Source organism: Cupriavidus sp. R6-3 (assembly GCF_059772245.1).
On sequence record NZ_JCBAJO010000007.1, the window covers coordinates 1 to 16,708 of the forward strand.

A 16,708-nucleotide genomic window follows, 5' to 3' on the forward strand; every position below is an offset into this window, starting at 1 on the left:
CATGGGATTCCAGCGGACGTTCGGGAACCGGCATGGCCTGCACGATGCGGCCGATCAAGGCATCTGGGGTGATGCCGTCGGACATCGCCTCGTAGGACAGCGACAGCCGATGGCGCAACACGTCGGGCACCAGATCGATCACGTCTTCCGGCACCGCATAGTGGCGGCCGCGCAGCAGCGCCAGCGCGCGCGCGCCTTCGATCAGGCCGATGGTGGCGCGCGGACTGGCGCCGAAGGTCACGTAACGGTCCAGATCGTCGAGCCCGTAGCTGGCCGGCCGGCGCGTGGCCGAGACCACACGCACCGCGTACTGGATCAGGCCGGGATCGACGTACACCGCGCGGCATTCCTCCTGCAGCGCGGTCAGCTGCTCGGGCGTGGCGATGGGGCTCACGTCGATCCGCGGACCGGTGACGCGGTTGACGATCACGACCTCTTCGTCCTCGCTCGGATAACCCACCAGCACCTTCATCATGAAGCGGTCGACCTGCGCCTCCGGCAGCGGATAGGTGCCTTCGGTCTCGATCGGGTTCTGCGTGGCCATGACCAGGAAGGGCATCGGCACCCGATGGGTTTCGCCGGCGATGGTGACCTGCTTTTCCTGCATCACCTCGAGCAACGCGCTCTGCACCTTGGCCGGCGCGCGGTTGATCTCGTCGGCCAGCAGCAGATTGGCGAAGACCGGCCCGCGCACCGTGGAAAACTCGCCGGTCCCCTGGTGGTACATGCGCGTGCCGACCAGGTCGGCCGGCAGCAGGTCCGGCGTGAACTGGATGCGCTTGAAGGTCCCGCGCATGGTTCTCGCCAGCGTATTGACGGTCAGCGTCTTGGCCAGCCCCGGCACGCCTTCGACCAGCAGATGCCCGCCGGCAAGGATCGCCACCAGCACCCGCTCGAGAAAATGGTCCTGGCCTACGACCACGCGTTTGACCTCGTACAGCAGGCGCTCCATCAGGTTGGCGGTTTCGATGGCGTCCCGGGCTTGGTCGTTCATGGGCCTCTCGCTGTGGTGTGGAATTCTGTAGGGAAGGCTAGAAGGGCGAAGCGCCGACGGAGCCGCCCGCGCTTTCGATGGTGATGGCAAACCCGATGCCAAGGAAATTGCCGCTCTGGTTGGGATTGAGGATGGCGGTGACGATTCCCACCACCTCGCCCTTCATGTTGACCAGCGGCCCGCCCGAGTTGCCCGGATTGGCGGCGGCATCGAACTGGATCAGCTTGTCCAGCTGCTGCTTCTCGTCGGGGGACACGAACTGCCGGTCGAGCCCGGACACCACGCCGGCCGTCACCGACGGGCCGATGCCGAACGGAAAGCCGACCGCGACCACCTCGCTGCCGGGCGCCAGTTCGCGGCTGGAACCGAGCGTCGCGGGCGGCAGGTCGTCGGGAATCGATCTGGGCTGCAGGATGGCGAGGTCCTTCTCCGGCACGGCCTGCAGCACGGTGGCCTCGGCGGTATGCCCGTCGTGGAAGCGGACCTCGACGCGGCGGGCGCCGGCGACGACGTGGTAGTTGGTCAGGATCACGCCGCTCTCGGTGACGACCACGCCGGTGCCAATGTGCCGGCCGTCGGGCAAGGCGTCGGGCGCGACCTTGTCGCTGGGGGCCTTGTCGCCGGGGGCCTTGCCCTTTGCGGTCTCGTCGCGCGGCGTGCGTTTGGAAGGGGCGGAGGATTCGGGCGGCCTGGCGGGGCGATCGCGTCCTGCCTTGTCGGCGCGCGGCTTTTCCGCGGCGGTATCGGCGGCCGGATAGCTGCGGACCTCGACCACCGACTGGCGGATCGCCTCGGCGGCGCGGGCGGCGCGCGACGGCAGGTCCTTGTTGTTCAGCGTGTGGAGCACGGCCGAATCGATGTCCGACTGCGTCAAGACGCGCTGTTTCGGCTGCAACAGCCAGGCGGAACCGATGCCCGCGGCGAAGACGAGTGCGATCGCCGCCAAGGCTGTTCCGTAGATCGTCACCCGTTTCATCGCCGCCCCGAGTTCACGCGTCGGAAACTACAGTACCATCGATCTTAACCACGCGCCAAGGAGCAGGGCATGCAGTTTCTCTGGCCTCAAATGCTCTGGCTGCTGCTCGTGCTTCCCGTGCTGGCAGCGGCTTACTTCTACGTGCTCGCCCGGCGCAGGAAGGCGGCTCTGCTCTACGCCAGCCTCACCCTGCCGCGCGCGGCGCTCGGTCCCCGGCAATGGCTCCGGCGCCACCTCCCTCCCCTGCTCTTCTGGCTGTCGCTCGGCACCGCGCTGCTCGCCTGCGCGCGGCCCAGTGCGACGATCACGCTGCCGGCCGACACCATCACGCTGGTGCTTGCGATGGACGTCTCGCGCAGCATGGAAGCGACCGATGTCGCCCCGACCCGCCTCGCCGCCGCACAGCAGGCCGCCATGAATCTCGTCATCGGGCTGCCGGCCAAGGTGCGGCTGGGCATCGTGTCGTTCGCCGGGACCGCGTCGGTGGTGCTCAGTCCAACCGACAACCGGCAGGACATGCTCGAGGCGATCGAGCGCTTCCAGCTTCAGCGAGGCACCGCGACGGGCAGTGGCCTGATCGAAGCGCTGGCGGTCCTGTTCCCGAACGATGGCATCGACCTGGAGGCGGTGCTGTTCGGCGACGCTTCGGAGCCGCCGGAGAATCAGGGCAGGCCGCTGGACGAATCGGCCGCGGCCGACGCTCTGCGCCAGAAACGCGCCAGACGCGAGGAACGGCCTGCGGCCGAACCCGGCTCCTATCGGCACGGCGCCGTGATCCTGCTCAGCGACGGCCGCCGCACCACCGGCCCCGACCCCGTCATCGCCGCCCGCATGGCCGCCGAACGAGGCGTGCGCGTCTATACCGTCGGCTTTGGCTCCCGCGACAGCACGACGGCCGGCGGTTCGGGTTCCGTCATGTCTTACTACATGCAGCTCGATGAACCCGCGTTGCGCGCGGTCGCCAAGATCACCGGCGGCGAATATTTCCACGCGGGCTCGGAAGCCGATCTCAGCCAGGTCTATCGCCAGTTGAACACGCGCTTCGCGCTGGAGCGCCGGGAAACCGAGGTCGGGGCGTTGTTCGCGGCGGTGGCGGTGCTGCTGCTGATGGCGGCGAGCGGGCTGTCGATCCTCTGGTTCCGGCGCTGAGGTTTGGCGATGTAGAGGAAACGGTAAGTCGCGGCGCTCCCAGTAGATGAATTGGCAAGAACCGGCGCGCTCAGTAGATGAATTGGTAAAGCGCGACCTCCCGAGTGGATGAATAAGCAAGTTCAGTAGAAGGATTGGTAAGCCGTCATTGGTAAGCCATCGCCGCCTCCCGCTGCGCCCCCGCTAAGCCGCCAACCGATATTCGAAGAACGGCCGCTCCCGGTCGTCCAGGATCGCGTGCAGGGCGGCCAGATTGCCGGGGTCTGGATTGAGCCAGGCGTCCACGTGCTCCGGTTTGATCGGAATGACGCAACGGTCATGGCCGGCCGCGGCGACTTCCGGGGGCGGCTCGTCGGTGATCGCGGCAAACGAATACAGATCCGGCTCGCCGGCCTCGCCTTTGTGATGCGACCAGAGGCAGGCGATCAATAGATCCTGCGGCGGCTCGGGACGGAACTCCAGCACGACGCTCTGCTCCTTTTCGTCCGGGCCGAGCTCGCGGCGCTCCAGCCGGTGCCGGGCCACGTGTTCATGAAAGGCGCGGATCGGCAGGATGCCGTGGCGATAGCCAAACAGCTGGCGCCACGCCGTCTCGAGATTGTCGCGGCGCGCGTTGTAGGTGCCGGGCTTCTTTCTTTCCATGGCGACGTCCCAGCCGGGCAGCCGGCAGCGGTAGCGCATCGGTACGATCACGCGCTGGCCGTCCATCATGATCATCACGGGCGCGTAATAACCCGGGAAGATCATCGCGTCCTCCGGCACCGGCACCGCACGCTGCAGGTCGGCCAGGTTCTGCTGCAGGCGGGCGATCTTGTCGGCGGCGATGCGCTGCTCGTTCTCGGCCTTGCGGGTGGGCCGGCCGGCAAGCGCGCGCTCCGCCTGCGCAAGGCGGGTCTTCTGGCGAAACAGTTCGGCCTCCAGCGCATTGGCCTGTTCGCGGTCGCCCGCGGCGATCAGCGCCGCGAGCTCGCACTCCTCGTCGGAGCTGGAACCGGCCTGCGCGAAGGCCATGCGCATCGCCTTGGGCACCTTTTGCCATTCCTGGTCCTTGCGCTTCTGCCAGAACAATTCGAAGAACTGGCGAAGGCTCATCACCGCGCCGTATTCGCGCGTGAATTTCCTGAAATCGGCCTTGATCTGCGCGGCGTAGCACATCGGCCTCTCCCCTTGACGGCCACGATGGCGCCATCCTCGCAGGCTTCGGTGGCGGCGGACATCGGTATTGAGCCGGGGCTCCCGCCGCACGAGGTCAAGGCTTGAGGCCGGGCGGCATGGCGCCGGCCAACCTTGCCGCCTTGTCCCGCGGGAAATCGGCCGCGCAAACGCGATAGCGCCTATAATACTGTATATCCATACAGTATCAGCACCCGATGGAACTGCTCACCAAGCTGGAAATCCTGGCCGACGCCGCCAAGTACGACGCCTCGTGCGCCAGCAGCGGCGCGCCGAAACGGGATTCGCTCGGCAAAAGCGGACTGGGCGCCAGTACCGGCGCGGGCATCTGCCACAGCTTCACGCCCGACGGGCGCTGCGTCTCGCTGCTGAAGATCCTGCTGACCAACTTCTGCCAGTACGACTGGCAGTACTGCGTCAACCGCCGCTCCAGCAACGTGCCGCGGGCGCGCTTCTCGCCGCGTGAGGTGGTCGACCTGACGCTGGACTTCTACCGGCGCAACTATATCGACGGGCTCTTTCTCAGTTCCGGCATCATCCGCAGCGCCGACTACACCATGGAGCAGCTGGTCCAGGTCGCGCGTTCGCTGCGCGACGAACACCAGTTCCGCGGCTATATCCATCTGAAGACGATTCCGGACGCCGATCCCCGGCTGATCTCGCAGGCCGGGCAGTATGCCGACCGGCTCAGCGTCAATATCGAGCTGCCCACCGACGACGGGCTGCAACGGCTGGCGCCGGAGAAGAACGCGCATACGATCAAGCGTGCCATGGGCTCGATCCGCCTCGCGCAGGAGGAGGCCGAGAGCGACAGGCAGGCGCCGGGCCGCGCGCCGGCCGGGCAAAGCACGCAGATGATCGTGGGCGCGGACGACGCCGACGACCGCACCATCCTGCAGACCGCGCAGACGCTGTACGGCGCGTACAAGCTCAAGCGGGTCTATTACTCGGCGTTCAGCCCGATTCCCGACAGCCCGTCCGGCCTGCCCGCGCAGGCGCCGCCGTTGCTGCGCGAGCATCGGCTGTATCAGGCCGACTTCCTGATGCGCGGCTACGGCTTCCAGGCCGAGGAGCTGTTCCAGGCCGGCGGCGACCTGCCGCTGGACATCGATCCGAAGCTGGCCTGGGCGTTGGCGCATCGCGAGTCGTTTCCGGTCGACCTGAACCGCGCGCCGCAGGCCCTGATCGCCCGGGTGCCCGGCATCGGCATGCGCAACGCGAAGCGGCTGGTGGAGCTGCGCCGTTCGCGCGCGATCCGCTATCAGGACCTGGCGCGGCTGCGCTGCCCGATGGACAAGGTCAAACCCTTCGTCGTGGTGCAGGACTACCGGCCGGCGCTGGCGGATTCACCGTCCGAACAGTTGCGGCGGGCGCTGTCACCGGCGCCCGTGCAGCTGGCCTTGCTATGAGCGGCGCAGGACCGCGCACGCTGGTGGTCGAGTGCGGCGTTGAGTGCAGCGTCGATGGCGGCGTCGATGGCGGCTACGCAAGCTGGCGCGCGCAGGCCTTGCGGGCGCTGGCGGCGGGCTGGCCGCCGGAGACGGTCACATGGACGGAGCGCGGCTCGGCGGCAAGCGGGGGAACCGAACAGCTGATGCTGCTCGGTCCCGGCGCCGCACCGGTCTCGGGAGACGACGCACCGGTCCCAGGCGACAACGCGCCGGTCTCGGGCGACAACGCACGGGGCGCGGGAGACGACGCGGTGCCGGCAGCCCGCCCGGACACCACGGGCGCCGCCCCGGACGTGCGCGTGTCGAAGGCATTGGCCGCCCTGCTGCAGGACGCCTCGCGTTACCGTTCGCCGCAACGCTGGGCCTTCCTGTATCGCATCCTGTGGCGGTGGTACGAAGGCGATCGCGCCGTAGCTTCCGCCGCCGATGAAGACGGCGCGCGGCTGCATGCGATGGCCAAGGCCGTGCGGCGTGCCCACCACGACATGATTGCCTACGTGCGCTTTCATCGGCGCGGCGGCGACGGCATGCCGCAGTACCTGGCCTGGTATGAGCCCGAGCACGACGTGCTGGCCGACGCCGCCGACCACTTCGCGCGCCGCATGGGGACTGCGTCGTGGTGGATCGGCACGCCGCAAGGCGCGGCGCTGTGGGACGGGCATGCGTTGCAGTTCTCCGGGACACCGGCCGATGCGTTGGCCACCGCCGATATCGCCGCGCTCCGGGCGGGCGCGGCCGCCGACAACATCGAGCCGTTGTGGCTCGCCTATTACCGCAGCATCTTCAATCCGGCCCGCCTGAACGAAGCCGCACTGGAGCAGCACATGCCGGTGCGCTTCTGGAAGGGGCTGCCCGAGGGACGGCTGATTCCGGCGATGATCGCCGACGCCCGCAACGGCGCCCGCCGCGTCGCGCAGGCGGGCGCCGTCGGCACCATGAAGGGCAAGCCGGTTGCGGTCGATGCGCAGGACGCGCAGCCGCTGCGTCCGGCGCCCTCGTCGCTGGATCAATGCCGCCGCTGCGAACTCTGGCGCCATGCTACCCAGGCCGTGCCGGGCCACGGTCCCGAAACGGCCCGCATCATGCTGGTCGGCGAACAGCCCGGCGATCAGGAAGACCTTGCCGGCCGCGCCTTCGTGGGGCCGGCGGGCAAGGTGCTGGACGAGGCGATGCGCCGCGCCGGCGTGCCACCCGACTCGGTATACGTCACCAACGCGGTCAAGCACTTCAAGTGGATCCCGCGCGGCAAGCGGCGCCTGCACAAGACGCCGGGCCAGCGCGAGGTCGAGGCCTGCGCCCATTGGCTCGACGAGGAACGGGCGCGGGTGCGGCCGGCGGTCATCGTCACGTTGGGCGCGACGGCGCTGGCGGCGATCCTGGGCCAGAAAGCCAGCCTGCGGGACTACCTGAACCGGCCGGTGCGGCTCGGCGACGCCTGGGTCGTTGCCACCTGGCACCCGTCCTATGCGTTGCGCGTCGATGACGCCGGCAAGCGCGAGGACATCGTCGCGGCCATCGGCCAGGCCATCGCGCAGGGCCGGGAACTGGCCGCGGCGCCTGCCCCACCTGCCCGGCCTCCCTCGCCTCCTTCGCCTACCCCGCCATCGCCGCCGCCTTCTGCTGCAGAAAGGCAATGAGCGTCGTCACGGCGCGCGTCTGGTAGCGCGCCGGCATATACAGCAGATACATCGTGGTGCGCAGGAAGGCCAGGTCACGCGGCGGCAGCGGCAGGCGAACCAGGGTCCCGGCCGCCAGATCGGACGCCACCATGTACTGCGGCACCAGGCCCACGCCGATGCCTTGAAGGATGGCGTCGCGCAGGAAGAAGAAGTTGGCCGACATCAGCCGCGGGCGGATCTGCGCCCGGCCGGCGGCCGTTCCCGCCAGCCCGGCCAGCTGCAGCCGCTCGCCGGTCAGCTCCGAGGTGATCAGCGGCAGGTCGCGGAACTGCTCCAGCGAACTCGGCATGCCGACGTCGCGGGCCAGTTCCGGCGTGGCGCAGGCAACGTATTCGATGTCCCCGAGGCTGCGCGCCACGGCATTGGTCGGCGTCTCGCCCATCACGCGGATGGAAAAGTCCACCGCGCCCTTGATCAGGTCCTCGATGTCGTTGTCGAAGATCACGTTGAGCGTGATGGCCGGGTACATCCGCATGAACTCGATGAACCAGGCCGACATCGTGTGCTGGCCGAAGCCGCTCGGGACGCTCAGGCGCACCGTGCCGCTCAGCCGCTTGCCCAGGTTCTGCACGGACTCGCGCGCCGCCATCAGTTCCTGCCGGATGGCGCGGCCGTGTTCGTAGAGTTGCCGGCCCAGTTCGGTCGGCTCGAGCTGGCGGGTGCTGCGCCGGAGCAGTTCCGCGCCCAATTGCCGCTCGAAATGGTTCAGGCGCTTGCTGACGTTGGCGCGGCTCATGCCCAGCTGCCGGGCCGCCCGGCTCAGGTTGCCGGCGTCGATGATGTCCACCAGCAACGACAGCGCGCTCAAATCCATTGTCAACTCCGAGTTGTCATCTATGTTGATTCCTGGTTGCAATTGTCAAACTTTATCAACATATAGACAATCTGCGCTGACCAAAATAACCGGACCGTTCCCGGCAGGGGACGTTGCTCAATGCATCAGGAAAACAAAGGCGCATCGCTGCCGCTGGCCGGCGTGCGGGTACTGGACCTGTCGCGCGTGCTGGCCGGGCCGATGTGCGCGATGGCACTGGCCGACCTCGGCGCGGACGTCATCAAGGTGGAACACCCGGCCCGCGGCGACGACACCCGCGACTGGGGCCTGCGGATCGGCACGCGCAACACCTCGTACTTCAACAGCGCCAACCGCAACAAGCGCTCGATCACGCTGGACCTGCAAAGCGAGGCGGGTTTGAAATTGGCGCGCGAACTCGCAGCGCGCAGCGACGTGGTGATCCAGAACTTCAAGGTCGGCGGCGCGGAAAAGCTCGGCCTGGGCTACGAGCAGCTGTCCGAGCTCAATCCCGGCCTGGTGTACTGCTCGATATCCGGCTATGCGCGCTTCACGCCCGAGGCCGAGCGGCCCGGTTACGACCTCGTCGTGCAGGGCGAGGCCGGCGTGATGGCCACCAATGGCGAGGCAGGCCAGGGCCCGCTCAAATTCGGCGTGGCGGCGGTCGACATGTTTACCGGCATGTATTCGGCGCAGGCGATCCTCGCCGCGCTGTACGCGCGCCAGTCGACCGGCCGCGGGCGCCACGTGCAGATGGCCCTGTACGACTGCGGCCTGATGATTACCTCGTACTACGGCATGGAAGCACTGCTGCAGGGCGGCGACCCGGCCAAGTTCGGCAATGCGCATCCGTCCATCGTGCCCTACGGCGTGTTCGAGGCCGCCGATGGTCCGCTGGTGATCACCGTCGGCAACAACGGGCAATTCCAGCGATTCTGTCGCGACGTGATCGATCGGCCAGAGTGGGCCGAGGATGCGCGCTTCGCCACCAACACCGCGCGCTCGCAGCATCGCGACACGCTGCTGCCGCAGCTGCGCGAGGCCCTGCGCCGATTCACGCGCGCCGAGCTGCTGCAGCGCCTGACCGCCGCGCAGATTCCCTGCGGCGAGGTGCTCGGCATGTTCGAGGCGCTGCAGTCCGAGCGCACCGCGCAGGCCGGCCTGCTGCATCGCTACGAGGACAGCGAGGCGGGCGCGCAGTCGGTGCTGGCGCCGCCGTATGCCCTCGACGGCGAGCGGATGCCGGTGCGCATGCCGCCGCCGCATATGGGGGAGCACACGCAGCAGGTGTTCAAGGAACTGCTGCAGCTCGATGACAACGAGATCGCGGATCTGCGGTCCCGCGGCGTCATCTGAGCCCCGAATTTCCCGATTCCCGATTCCCGATTCCCGATTCCCAATAGCCGCTCTCAATGGACGGAGACAAGACAATGACCAAGCTGACCCTAAGCCGCCGCCAGATACTGAAGGCCGGGGCCGCCGCCTCGATGGCCGCGATGATGCCCGCCGCGCTCGCACGCAGCGGCTGGCCCGACAAGATCATCAAGATGGTGGTGGCCTTCCCCGCCGGCGGCCCGACGGACACCGCCGCCCGCATCGTCGCGCAGAAGCTCTCCGAACGCCTGGGGCAGCAGGTCATCATCGAGAACAAGCCCGGCGCGTCGGGCTCGATCGGCACCGCCAGCTTCATCAAGAGCGCGCCCGACGGCTACAACCTGTCGATGTTCGGCATGCCGGCGCTGCTGGCCCCGCTGATGTACAACAACAGCGCGTATGACGTGAAGAAGGACTTCCAGTCCGTCGCCACCGTCTACGTGCTGCCGATGGCCATCGTCATCAACCCGAACGTGGTGCCGGGCGTGGAAACGCTGGCGGACCTGATCCGCTTCGCCAAGGCCAGCAAGACGCCGCTGAACTACACCAGCTCGGGCACCGGCAGCTTCGGCCATCTGGCGATGGAGCAGCTCAAGGACCTGGGCGGCTTCGACATGATGCACGTGCCCTACCGCGGTAGCGCGCCCGCGGTCGCCGATCTGCTCGGCGGCCAGGTCGGCACCATGTTCGCCGATGTGGTCGCGGCATTGCCGCATATCCGCGCCGGCAAGCTCAAGGCGATCGCGCTGAGCTCGCCCAATGCCAAGGTGCTGCTGCCGGGCGTGAAGACGGTCTCGGAGCAAGGCTTCCGCGGCTTCGACTTCGATTCGTGGGGCGGCCTGATCGCGCCGCTCAATACCCCGCAGCCGATCGTCGACCGCATCGCCAGCGAAACGCGCGACATCCTGTCCAACGACAAGGAACTGCAGCAGAAGCTGGTGACGGCCGGCGCGATCGCCTCGTTCCAGGACGGCAAGCAGATGCAGGCGCGCCTGAACAAGGACTACGACCGCTGGAGCGCCATCGTCAAGGCGAAGGGCATCAGCGCGACGTAATCGCGGTCGCACCGCGGTCTCTCATACCGCGGGCTCATGGCGCAGGCCAATGACGCGGCCTGATGGCGCAGCCCAATGACGCGGCCTCATGGCGGGGCCTGATGGCGCGCCGTCACCCCGCTGCCCTCTCCTTCACGGCGTCGGCAGCGGAAACGCCAGCTCCAGCACCGTCAGCCCCTGCCGGCTCGACACGGTCGCGCGGCCGTCGTGCAGCCGCATGATGGAATCGACGATGGCCAGGCCCAGGCCCGTCGAGTGCGCCGAGTTGCTGCGCGCGGGATCGCCGCGGTAGAAGCGTCCGAAGATATGCGCCAGCCGCTCGGGCGGGATGCCGGCGCCGCCATTGGCGACGCGTATGCGGGTCGCTTCGCGCTCGGCGCTGACGATCACCGAGACCCGGCTGCCCTGCGGCGCATGGCGCAGCGCGTTGTCGAGCAGATTGGTCAGCGCGCGGCGCAGCAGGGTCTGGTCCGCGCGCACCGGCGCATGTCCCTGCAGCGACAGCGAGATCGCGCGCTCCGCCGCCACCGCCTCGAAGTACTCCGCCACCGCTTCCACCTCGGCGCGCGCGTCCAGCGTGCGCGGCGCCAGCGCGACCTGCGCGTGGTCGGCGCGGGCGAGAAACAGCATGTTCTCGATCATGCGGGACAGGCGGTCGTATTCTTCCAGGTTCGATTCCAGCAGGGCCTCGTATTCCGCGACATTGCGCGCCTGGGCCAGCGTGACCTCGGTCTGTCCGATCAGATTGCTAAGGGGCGTGCGGAAGTCGTGCGCCAGGTCGGCGGAGAACTCCGACAGCCGCGAGAAGCTGTCCTGCAGGCGCGCCAGCATGCCGTTGAAGGCGTCGGCCAGCTCCCGCAATTCGCTGGGCGCGGTGCCGGCATCGAGCCTGGTCGCCAGACGGCTGGTCGTGACGGCCGACGCCTCCTCGGCCATCCTGCGCAGGCCGCGCAGCCCACGGCGCGCCAGCAGATAGCCGAGCGCCGCGGCGGCGACGGTCGCGCACAGCGTCGCCCAGAAGACATGGAACTGGTAATCGCGCATCAGCACCGCGCGGTAACCAGCGTCGCGCAGCACGACGATCTCCACGGCCTCGTCGGTGTCGCCGAGCCGGCCCAGCGCGGCGATCGCGCGCGAGGGCACGCCATTGCGCGGATACCAGGTCTGCAGCATCGACGGTTCGGGATGGACGTCGGCCGGCAGCGCTTTGAGCGGCGGCACCGCCTCGTGGCGCGGGTTCAGCGTCACCAGCGGCTCGCCCTGGCGGCTGCGCACCAGCAGGATCAGCCCTTCATGACCGAGAGCGATATCGGCAAACCGGTGCATGCCCTCGCGCACGGCGGTTTCCGAATCCACCTCGGACAACAGATGCCGGACCAGGACCACCTCGCCGACCAGCTCGGCCTCGTCGCGCTCCTGCAGCTGGGTCGACAGCGCGCACGCGAGATAGGTACCCATCGCGGCCATGATGGCCGCTGCCACCGCGCCGAAGGCCAGCGCCATGCGGGCCGTCAGCGATTGAGGAAGCAGGCGCGCGGCCAGCGCCTTCGAGATGGCGAGCATGGCCGCTACCGCGCGATATCGTCCAGCACGTAACCCATGCCGCGGCGCGTGTGGATCAGCTTGGCCGGGAACGGGTCGTCGACCTTGGCGCGCAGGCGCCGGATCGATACGTCGACGACGTTCGTGTTGCTGTCGAAGTTCATGTCCCAGACCTGCGACGCGATCAGCGAGCGCGACAGCACCTCGCCGCGCCGGCGCGCCAGCAGATGCAGCAGCGCAAACTCCTTGGAGGTCAGCTCGATCTTCTGTCCCGAACGCGTGACCCGCCGGCGCACCGCGTCGATGCGCAGGTCCGCCACCTCGATCCACTCTTTCTCGCGCACCGGTCCGCGGCGCAGGATGGTGCGGATCCGCGCGACCAGCTCGGCAAAGGCGAATGGCTTGATGATGTAGTCGTCGGCCCCGAGCTCGAGGCCCTTGAGGCGATCGGCCAGATCGTCGCGGGCGGTCAGGAACAGCACCGGCGTGTCCTGGTCGCGCCGCAGTTCTCGCAGCATCTGCCAGCCATCCATGCCGGGCAGCATCACATCGAGCACGATCAGGTCGTAGGGCTGCGCGCGGGCGTGCGACAGGCCATCGACGCCGTCGCGGGCCAGATCCACGATAAAGCCGGATTCGGTCAGGCCCTTGTGCAGGTAGGCACCGGCCTTGGGTTCATCCTCGACAATCAGTACACGCATCGACATTCAACGAATCGCCGGACCGCCGGCAAGACGGTAACGGTACCGCAATCCCGGCGCCGGCGGCCGATCATGACAAATTTGTCATGTCGTCGTCAGATTGCGGCGGCGTGGCGCAACGTCGCGCGACGCATGTCGCGCTGGCGCCGCGACGGCGCGGGAGTGGTCGTGGCGATGGCGTGGTGGTGGCGTGGCGATGGCGGCGTTCGGCCAAATGACAGCATTGTCATGGGGTCGTCATGCTCCTGTGGCGGGCGTCTTCGTAGACTGCCTTCACCGGTCGCTACCGATCATTACCGGCCACCCTTTCGGAGAACACTGACGATGAAGCTGCTCAAGCACGCCCTGCTCACCACCACCCTGGCCCTGGCCGCCCTGCCCGCCCTGGCGGGCGCGAGTGCCATCGACGCCGGCAGTCTCGGTGCACGCAATGTCTACGCGGATGGCGCCCATCAGGGCCACGTCGATCCCTTCACCGACGGCGCACGCGGGGGAACGCGCGATGTGTTCAGCGACGGCGCTGCCACGGGCGGCCGCGACGTCCATGCCGACGGCGCCTGAGACAGGCGTTCAGCGCGGGGCATTGACGCCGCGCGCGCCTGGACCGCCGCGCCAGGCCATGAAGCGGGCGCGGATGCGGCAGGCCTCGCAGGTCCTCATCGGTCGCCGCAAGCCCTAATAACTTCTTAAACCCACCTCGGCACGATTCGAACCGTGGACGACGGCCATCGCCGGCCGCCACAGCAAACAGCAAGGTTCCTCGTGCCAATCCCCATGCTCCCTCCGCGCGCTACCCTGCGTGCGCCCGCGACGTCGGATGGCGGCCCTGCGGCCGCCATGGACGGTCGATGCCTTTGTCTGCGTTGCCGGACCCTTGCCGCGGCACGCCGGAACCAGGCGCCGCCCATCGGCGGCCGCCCTGCTGACTTTCCGATCGACTCTTGCCCGACGAAACCCGAATGAACGCAACAAGACCCGGTCGCCATGCGGCCTCCTTTCGAACCCCGGCCGCTGCGGCGGCCATCGCGTTGCTGGCCAGCCTGTGGACGCCACAGGGCTGGGCCCAGGGCGGCGACGCCGCGCTCGAGCCCGCCGAACCGCAATGGGGACTCGGCGTCGGCGCGGCTGCCCGCCGCAAGCCCTATCGCGACGTCGGCACGGATTACCGGGCGATTCCCGTGCTGTCGTACGAAAACCGCTGGCTGCACGTGTCCGGCCTGACAGCGGACCTGAAGCTGCCTTCGCTCGGCCCGGTTTCGTTCCGGCTGCGCACCCGCTACGGCCTGAGCGACGGCTATGAGGCCTCCGACTCCGCCGCGCTCGAAGGCATGGCCGATCGCCACGCCCGCCTCTGGTTCGGTGGGGCGGCGATCTGGCACAACCCCATTGCCGATGTCTCGGCCGAATGGCTCGGATCGGCCGACGGGAACAAGGCCACCCTCCAGGTCAGCCGCGGCTTCCAGTACGGCAATTTCCGGCTGACGCCCCACGTAGCGGCGCAATGGCTCAGCACCGACAACGTGGACTACTACTACGGCGTCAGGGCATCCGAGGCGCGCATCGGCAGGCCGCAATACCAGGGCGATTCGACGGTGAACCTGACCGCGGGCTTGCGGGTGGATTACCGGCTTGCGCGGCATCACCAGCTGTTTCTCGATGTCAGCGCGACGCGACTGGGCTCGGCGATCAAGGACAGCCCGATCGTCGATCGCTCGAACATGACCAGCGTGGCGGTGGGCTACCTGTACCGGTTCTGATCGCCGGTTCTGACCGGCCGCCCCGTCAGGCCACCGGCGCGGCCTGCGCGAAGACGACGCGTACGCGAAAGCCGCGCCCATCCAGGCCGCGGCCCGTCTCGATGGTGGCCCCATGCGATTGCGCAATGGTGGCCACCAGCGAGAGTCCGATGCCGCTGCCGCGCACCCGATTGCCGCTGGCACGGTGGAATCGCCGGAAGATCGCCTGATGCTCGGCTTGCGGCACGCCCGGCCCGTCGTCCGCGACTTCCAGATAGACCGCATCGCCGGCACCCGCGGTGCCGCAGGCAATCCTGATCCGCCCACCCGGCGCCGTATACCGCAGCGCGTTGTCGACCAGGTTGCGCAGCAGGATGCCGATCTCGTCGATATTGCAGGCGATGCGGCCGCCGCCCGTTTCCACCGACAGCCTGCGCGCCTGCAGCTCGGCCTGCACCTCGAACTCGCTGGCGACATGCTGCACCAGGTTGCCGAGGTCCGCCGGTTCGTGCGGCGCCTGGCCGCAGGCATTCAGCCGGGCAAGGTCGAGCAGTTGTTCGGCGAGCCGCGTCGTCCGTTTGGCGGTGGCCAGCAGCTTTTCCAGCGCCGTGTCCTTGTCCTTGCCGCTCGGCGCGCGCAGCGCGATCTCGACCTGCGCCTGCAGCGCTGACAATGGCGTGCGCAATTCGTGGGCCGCATCGCCGATGAAACGCCGTTCGCTCTCCACCGCCTGATCGAGCTGCGCCAGCACGCGGTTGAACGACTGCACCAGCGGCTGCAGTTCGGTGGGCAGCGAGGTCGATGGCAGCGGTGTCAGGTCGAAGGTCTTGCGATCGCGCACCAGCCGTTCGAGGGCGGCCACGGGCTTCAGCGACCGGCGCATGGTGTGCCACAACAGCACGCCGACCAGCGCGAGCAGCACGCTGATGGCCAGCAGCGCCTGCATCGCGGCCTCGCGCACCTCGGCGTTGATGACCTCGTGCGGGATGCCAACCTGCGCCTGCATGGTGCCGGTGCTGTCGGAGACGGCATAGACGCGCCAGCGCTCGCCATCGATGACACGCGTGGCAAATCCATCCACGAAGTCCGGCTTCAGCGCGGCCACCGGCGTATTGGCCTGCACGCGGGGACGCGGGCTCTGCACGGTCAGCAGCCTGCGCTGCGACCAGATCTGGATCACCAGGTCAAATTCGCTGGCGCGGTCGTCGTCGCGCACCTCCCGGCCGGGCCCGACCAGATTGAACGACTGCTTGTTCGCCGGCAGCGCGCGCACGATGCGGGTGGCGAAGGCCTGCAGCTTGTCGTCCCAGATACTGGAGCGGCTGTGCTGCAGATAGACCATCAGCGCGGCCAGCGACACCACCCAGCACAGCACGATGACACCGACCATCACCGCGAGCAGCCGTCCCTGCAGCGACTTCATGCGCCGGACTCCCCGATCATGTAGCCGTGGCCATGGACCGTGGTGATCAGGCCCTCGCCCAGCTTGCGGCGCAGCTGATGGATGAACACCGCGATGGTATTGCTCTCGATCGTGCTGGCGTTGCCGTATACCACGCGCTCCAGGTGTTCCCGCGTGACGACGCGGCCCGGGCGTTCGAGCAACGCCAGCAGCGTGCGGTACTCCTGGGCGCTCAGCGGCACCCGGGCACCGGCGCGCGTGACCACGCGGCGGCTGCGGTCGAGCTCGATTTCGCCCCAGCTGAACACGGGCACCACCCTGCCCTGGCTGCGCCGGATCACGGCGCGCACCCGGGCCCACAGTTCGTCGACCTGGAACGGCTTGACCAGATAGTCGTCGGCGCCGGCGTCCAGCCCTTCGATCCGCTCGCTCAGCTGGCCGCGTGCGGTCAGCATCAGCACGGGCGTCACGTCGTAGCCGGCGCGCATGGCGCGCAGCACGGTCAGGCCGGACTCGCCCGGCAGCCCGATATCCAGCAGCACCGCGGAATAGGCATGGTCGACCAGCGCGGCGCGGGCCGCGGCGGCGCAATCGGCATGGTCGATATGCCAGCCGTTCTGCCGGGCGCCATCGCAGATGACCTCGGCCAGCATGGGATCGTCTTCGACCAGCAGCAGGTCCAT

The 16,708-nt window shown here is 68.4% G+C and carries 15 protein-coding genes; 7 read left to right on the top strand and 8 right to left on the bottom strand.

The features are described from left to right. Together AC6EI8_RS02745 and AC6EI8_RS02750 are read right to left on the bottom strand one after the other, a co-directional pair. Window positions 1-994: AAA family ATPase (locus tag AC6EI8_RS02745; protein WP_498381221.1), on the bottom strand; the 994-nt coding region annotated here is incomplete at its 3' end. Between the two features lie 37 nt (window positions 995-1,031). Further along, window positions 1,032-1,970 carry a S1C family serine protease gene (locus AC6EI8_RS02750; RefSeq protein WP_370639470.1) on the bottom strand — a complete coding sequence of 313 codons (939 nt, stop codon included), beginning with the start codon at window positions 1,968-1,970 and terminating at the stop codon, window positions 1,032-1,034. 69 nt (window positions 1,971-2,039) lie between these two features. Between AC6EI8_RS02750 and AC6EI8_RS02755 the strand changes: the two genes are divergently transcribed. After that, entirely contained in the window at window positions 2,040-3,119 is a 1,080-nt protein-coding gene (locus tag AC6EI8_RS02755) for a VWA domain-containing protein (protein WP_149315926.1), read from the top strand. 183 nt (window positions 3,120-3,302) lie between these two features. On the opposite strand, the gene AC6EI8_RS02760 is transcribed toward AC6EI8_RS02755, so the two are convergent. Continuing rightward, entirely contained in the window at window positions 3,303-4,274 is a 972-nt protein-coding gene (locus AC6EI8_RS02760) for an SOS response-associated peptidase family protein (protein ID WP_498381223.1), read from the bottom strand. A gap of 215 nt (window positions 4,275-4,489) precedes the next feature. On the opposite strand from AC6EI8_RS02760, the gene AC6EI8_RS02765 reads away from it, so the two are divergent. Beyond that, window positions 4,490-5,701, top strand: coding sequence for a putative DNA modification/repair radical SAM protein (locus tag AC6EI8_RS02765; protein ID WP_498381224.1), 1,212 nt, complete (start codon window positions 4,490-4,492; stop codon window positions 5,699-5,701). Next, window positions 5,698-7,380, top strand: coding sequence for a UdgX family uracil-DNA binding protein (locus AC6EI8_RS02770; RefSeq protein WP_498381225.1), 1,683 nt, complete (start codon window positions 5,698-5,700; stop codon window positions 7,378-7,380). Before AC6EI8_RS02765 ends, AC6EI8_RS02770 begins: the two co-directional genes overlap by 4 nt. Here the strand turns inward: AC6EI8_RS02770 and AC6EI8_RS02775 are convergent. Beyond that, complete coding sequence (locus AC6EI8_RS02775) at window positions 7,337-8,236, bottom strand: LysR family transcriptional regulator (protein WP_498381226.1); 900 nt, start codon at window positions 8,234-8,236, stop codon at window positions 7,337-7,339. The genes AC6EI8_RS02770 and AC6EI8_RS02775 overlap by 44 nt on opposite strands. A 120-nt stretch (window positions 8,237-8,356) precedes the next feature. Here AC6EI8_RS02775 and AC6EI8_RS02780 point away from each other — a divergent pair, with 120 nt between their 5' ends. Further along, a complete protein-coding gene (locus AC6EI8_RS02780) occupies window positions 8,357-9,571 on the top strand; it encodes a CaiB/BaiF CoA transferase family protein (RefSeq protein WP_498381227.1) in 1,215 nt (404 codons plus the stop codon). A gap of 74 nt (window positions 9,572-9,645) precedes the next feature. Next, window positions 9,646-10,644: a tripartite tricarboxylate transporter substrate binding protein gene (locus AC6EI8_RS02785; protein ID WP_498381229.1), complete on the top strand. Its 999-nt coding sequence runs from the start codon at window positions 9,646-9,648 to the stop codon at window positions 10,642-10,644. Window positions 10,645-10,776: 132 nt separating this feature from the next. On the opposite strand, the gene AC6EI8_RS02790 is transcribed toward AC6EI8_RS02785, so the two are convergent. Continuing rightward, window positions 10,777-12,207: a heavy metal sensor histidine kinase gene (locus AC6EI8_RS02790; RefSeq protein WP_498381230.1), complete on the bottom strand. Its 1,431-nt coding sequence runs from the start codon at window positions 12,205-12,207 to the stop codon at window positions 10,777-10,779. Window positions 12,208-12,212: 5 nt separating this feature from the next. Next, a complete protein-coding gene (locus tag AC6EI8_RS02795) occupies window positions 12,213-12,887 on the bottom strand; it encodes a heavy metal response regulator transcription factor (protein WP_498381231.1) in 675 nt (224 codons plus the stop codon). A 324-nt stretch (window positions 12,888-13,211) separates the two neighbouring features. On the opposite strand from AC6EI8_RS02795, the gene AC6EI8_RS02800 reads away from it, so the two are divergent. Next, window positions 13,212-13,448: a hypothetical protein gene (locus AC6EI8_RS02800; RefSeq protein WP_150083932.1), complete on the top strand. Its 237-nt coding sequence runs from the start codon at window positions 13,212-13,214 to the stop codon at window positions 13,446-13,448. 398 nt (window positions 13,449-13,846) lie between these two features. Further along, a complete protein-coding gene (locus AC6EI8_RS02805; protein ID WP_498381232.1) occupies window positions 13,847-14,644 on the top strand; it encodes a MipA/OmpV family protein in 798 nt (265 codons plus the stop codon). 25 nt (window positions 14,645-14,669) lie between these two features. Here AC6EI8_RS02805 and AC6EI8_RS02810 read toward each other — a convergent pair whose 3' ends face one another. Together AC6EI8_RS02810 and AC6EI8_RS02815 are read right to left on the bottom strand one after the other, a co-directional pair. Next, window positions 14,670-16,046, bottom strand: coding sequence for a sensor histidine kinase (locus AC6EI8_RS02810; protein WP_498381233.1), 1,377 nt, complete (start codon window positions 16,044-16,046; stop codon window positions 14,670-14,672). Continuing rightward, window positions 16,043-16,708 carry a response regulator transcription factor gene (locus AC6EI8_RS02815; RefSeq protein WP_149315937.1) on the bottom strand — a complete coding sequence of 222 codons (666 nt, stop codon included), beginning with the start codon at window positions 16,706-16,708 and terminating at the stop codon, window positions 16,043-16,045. The genes AC6EI8_RS02810 and AC6EI8_RS02815 overlap by 4 nt, the downstream gene beginning before the upstream one ends.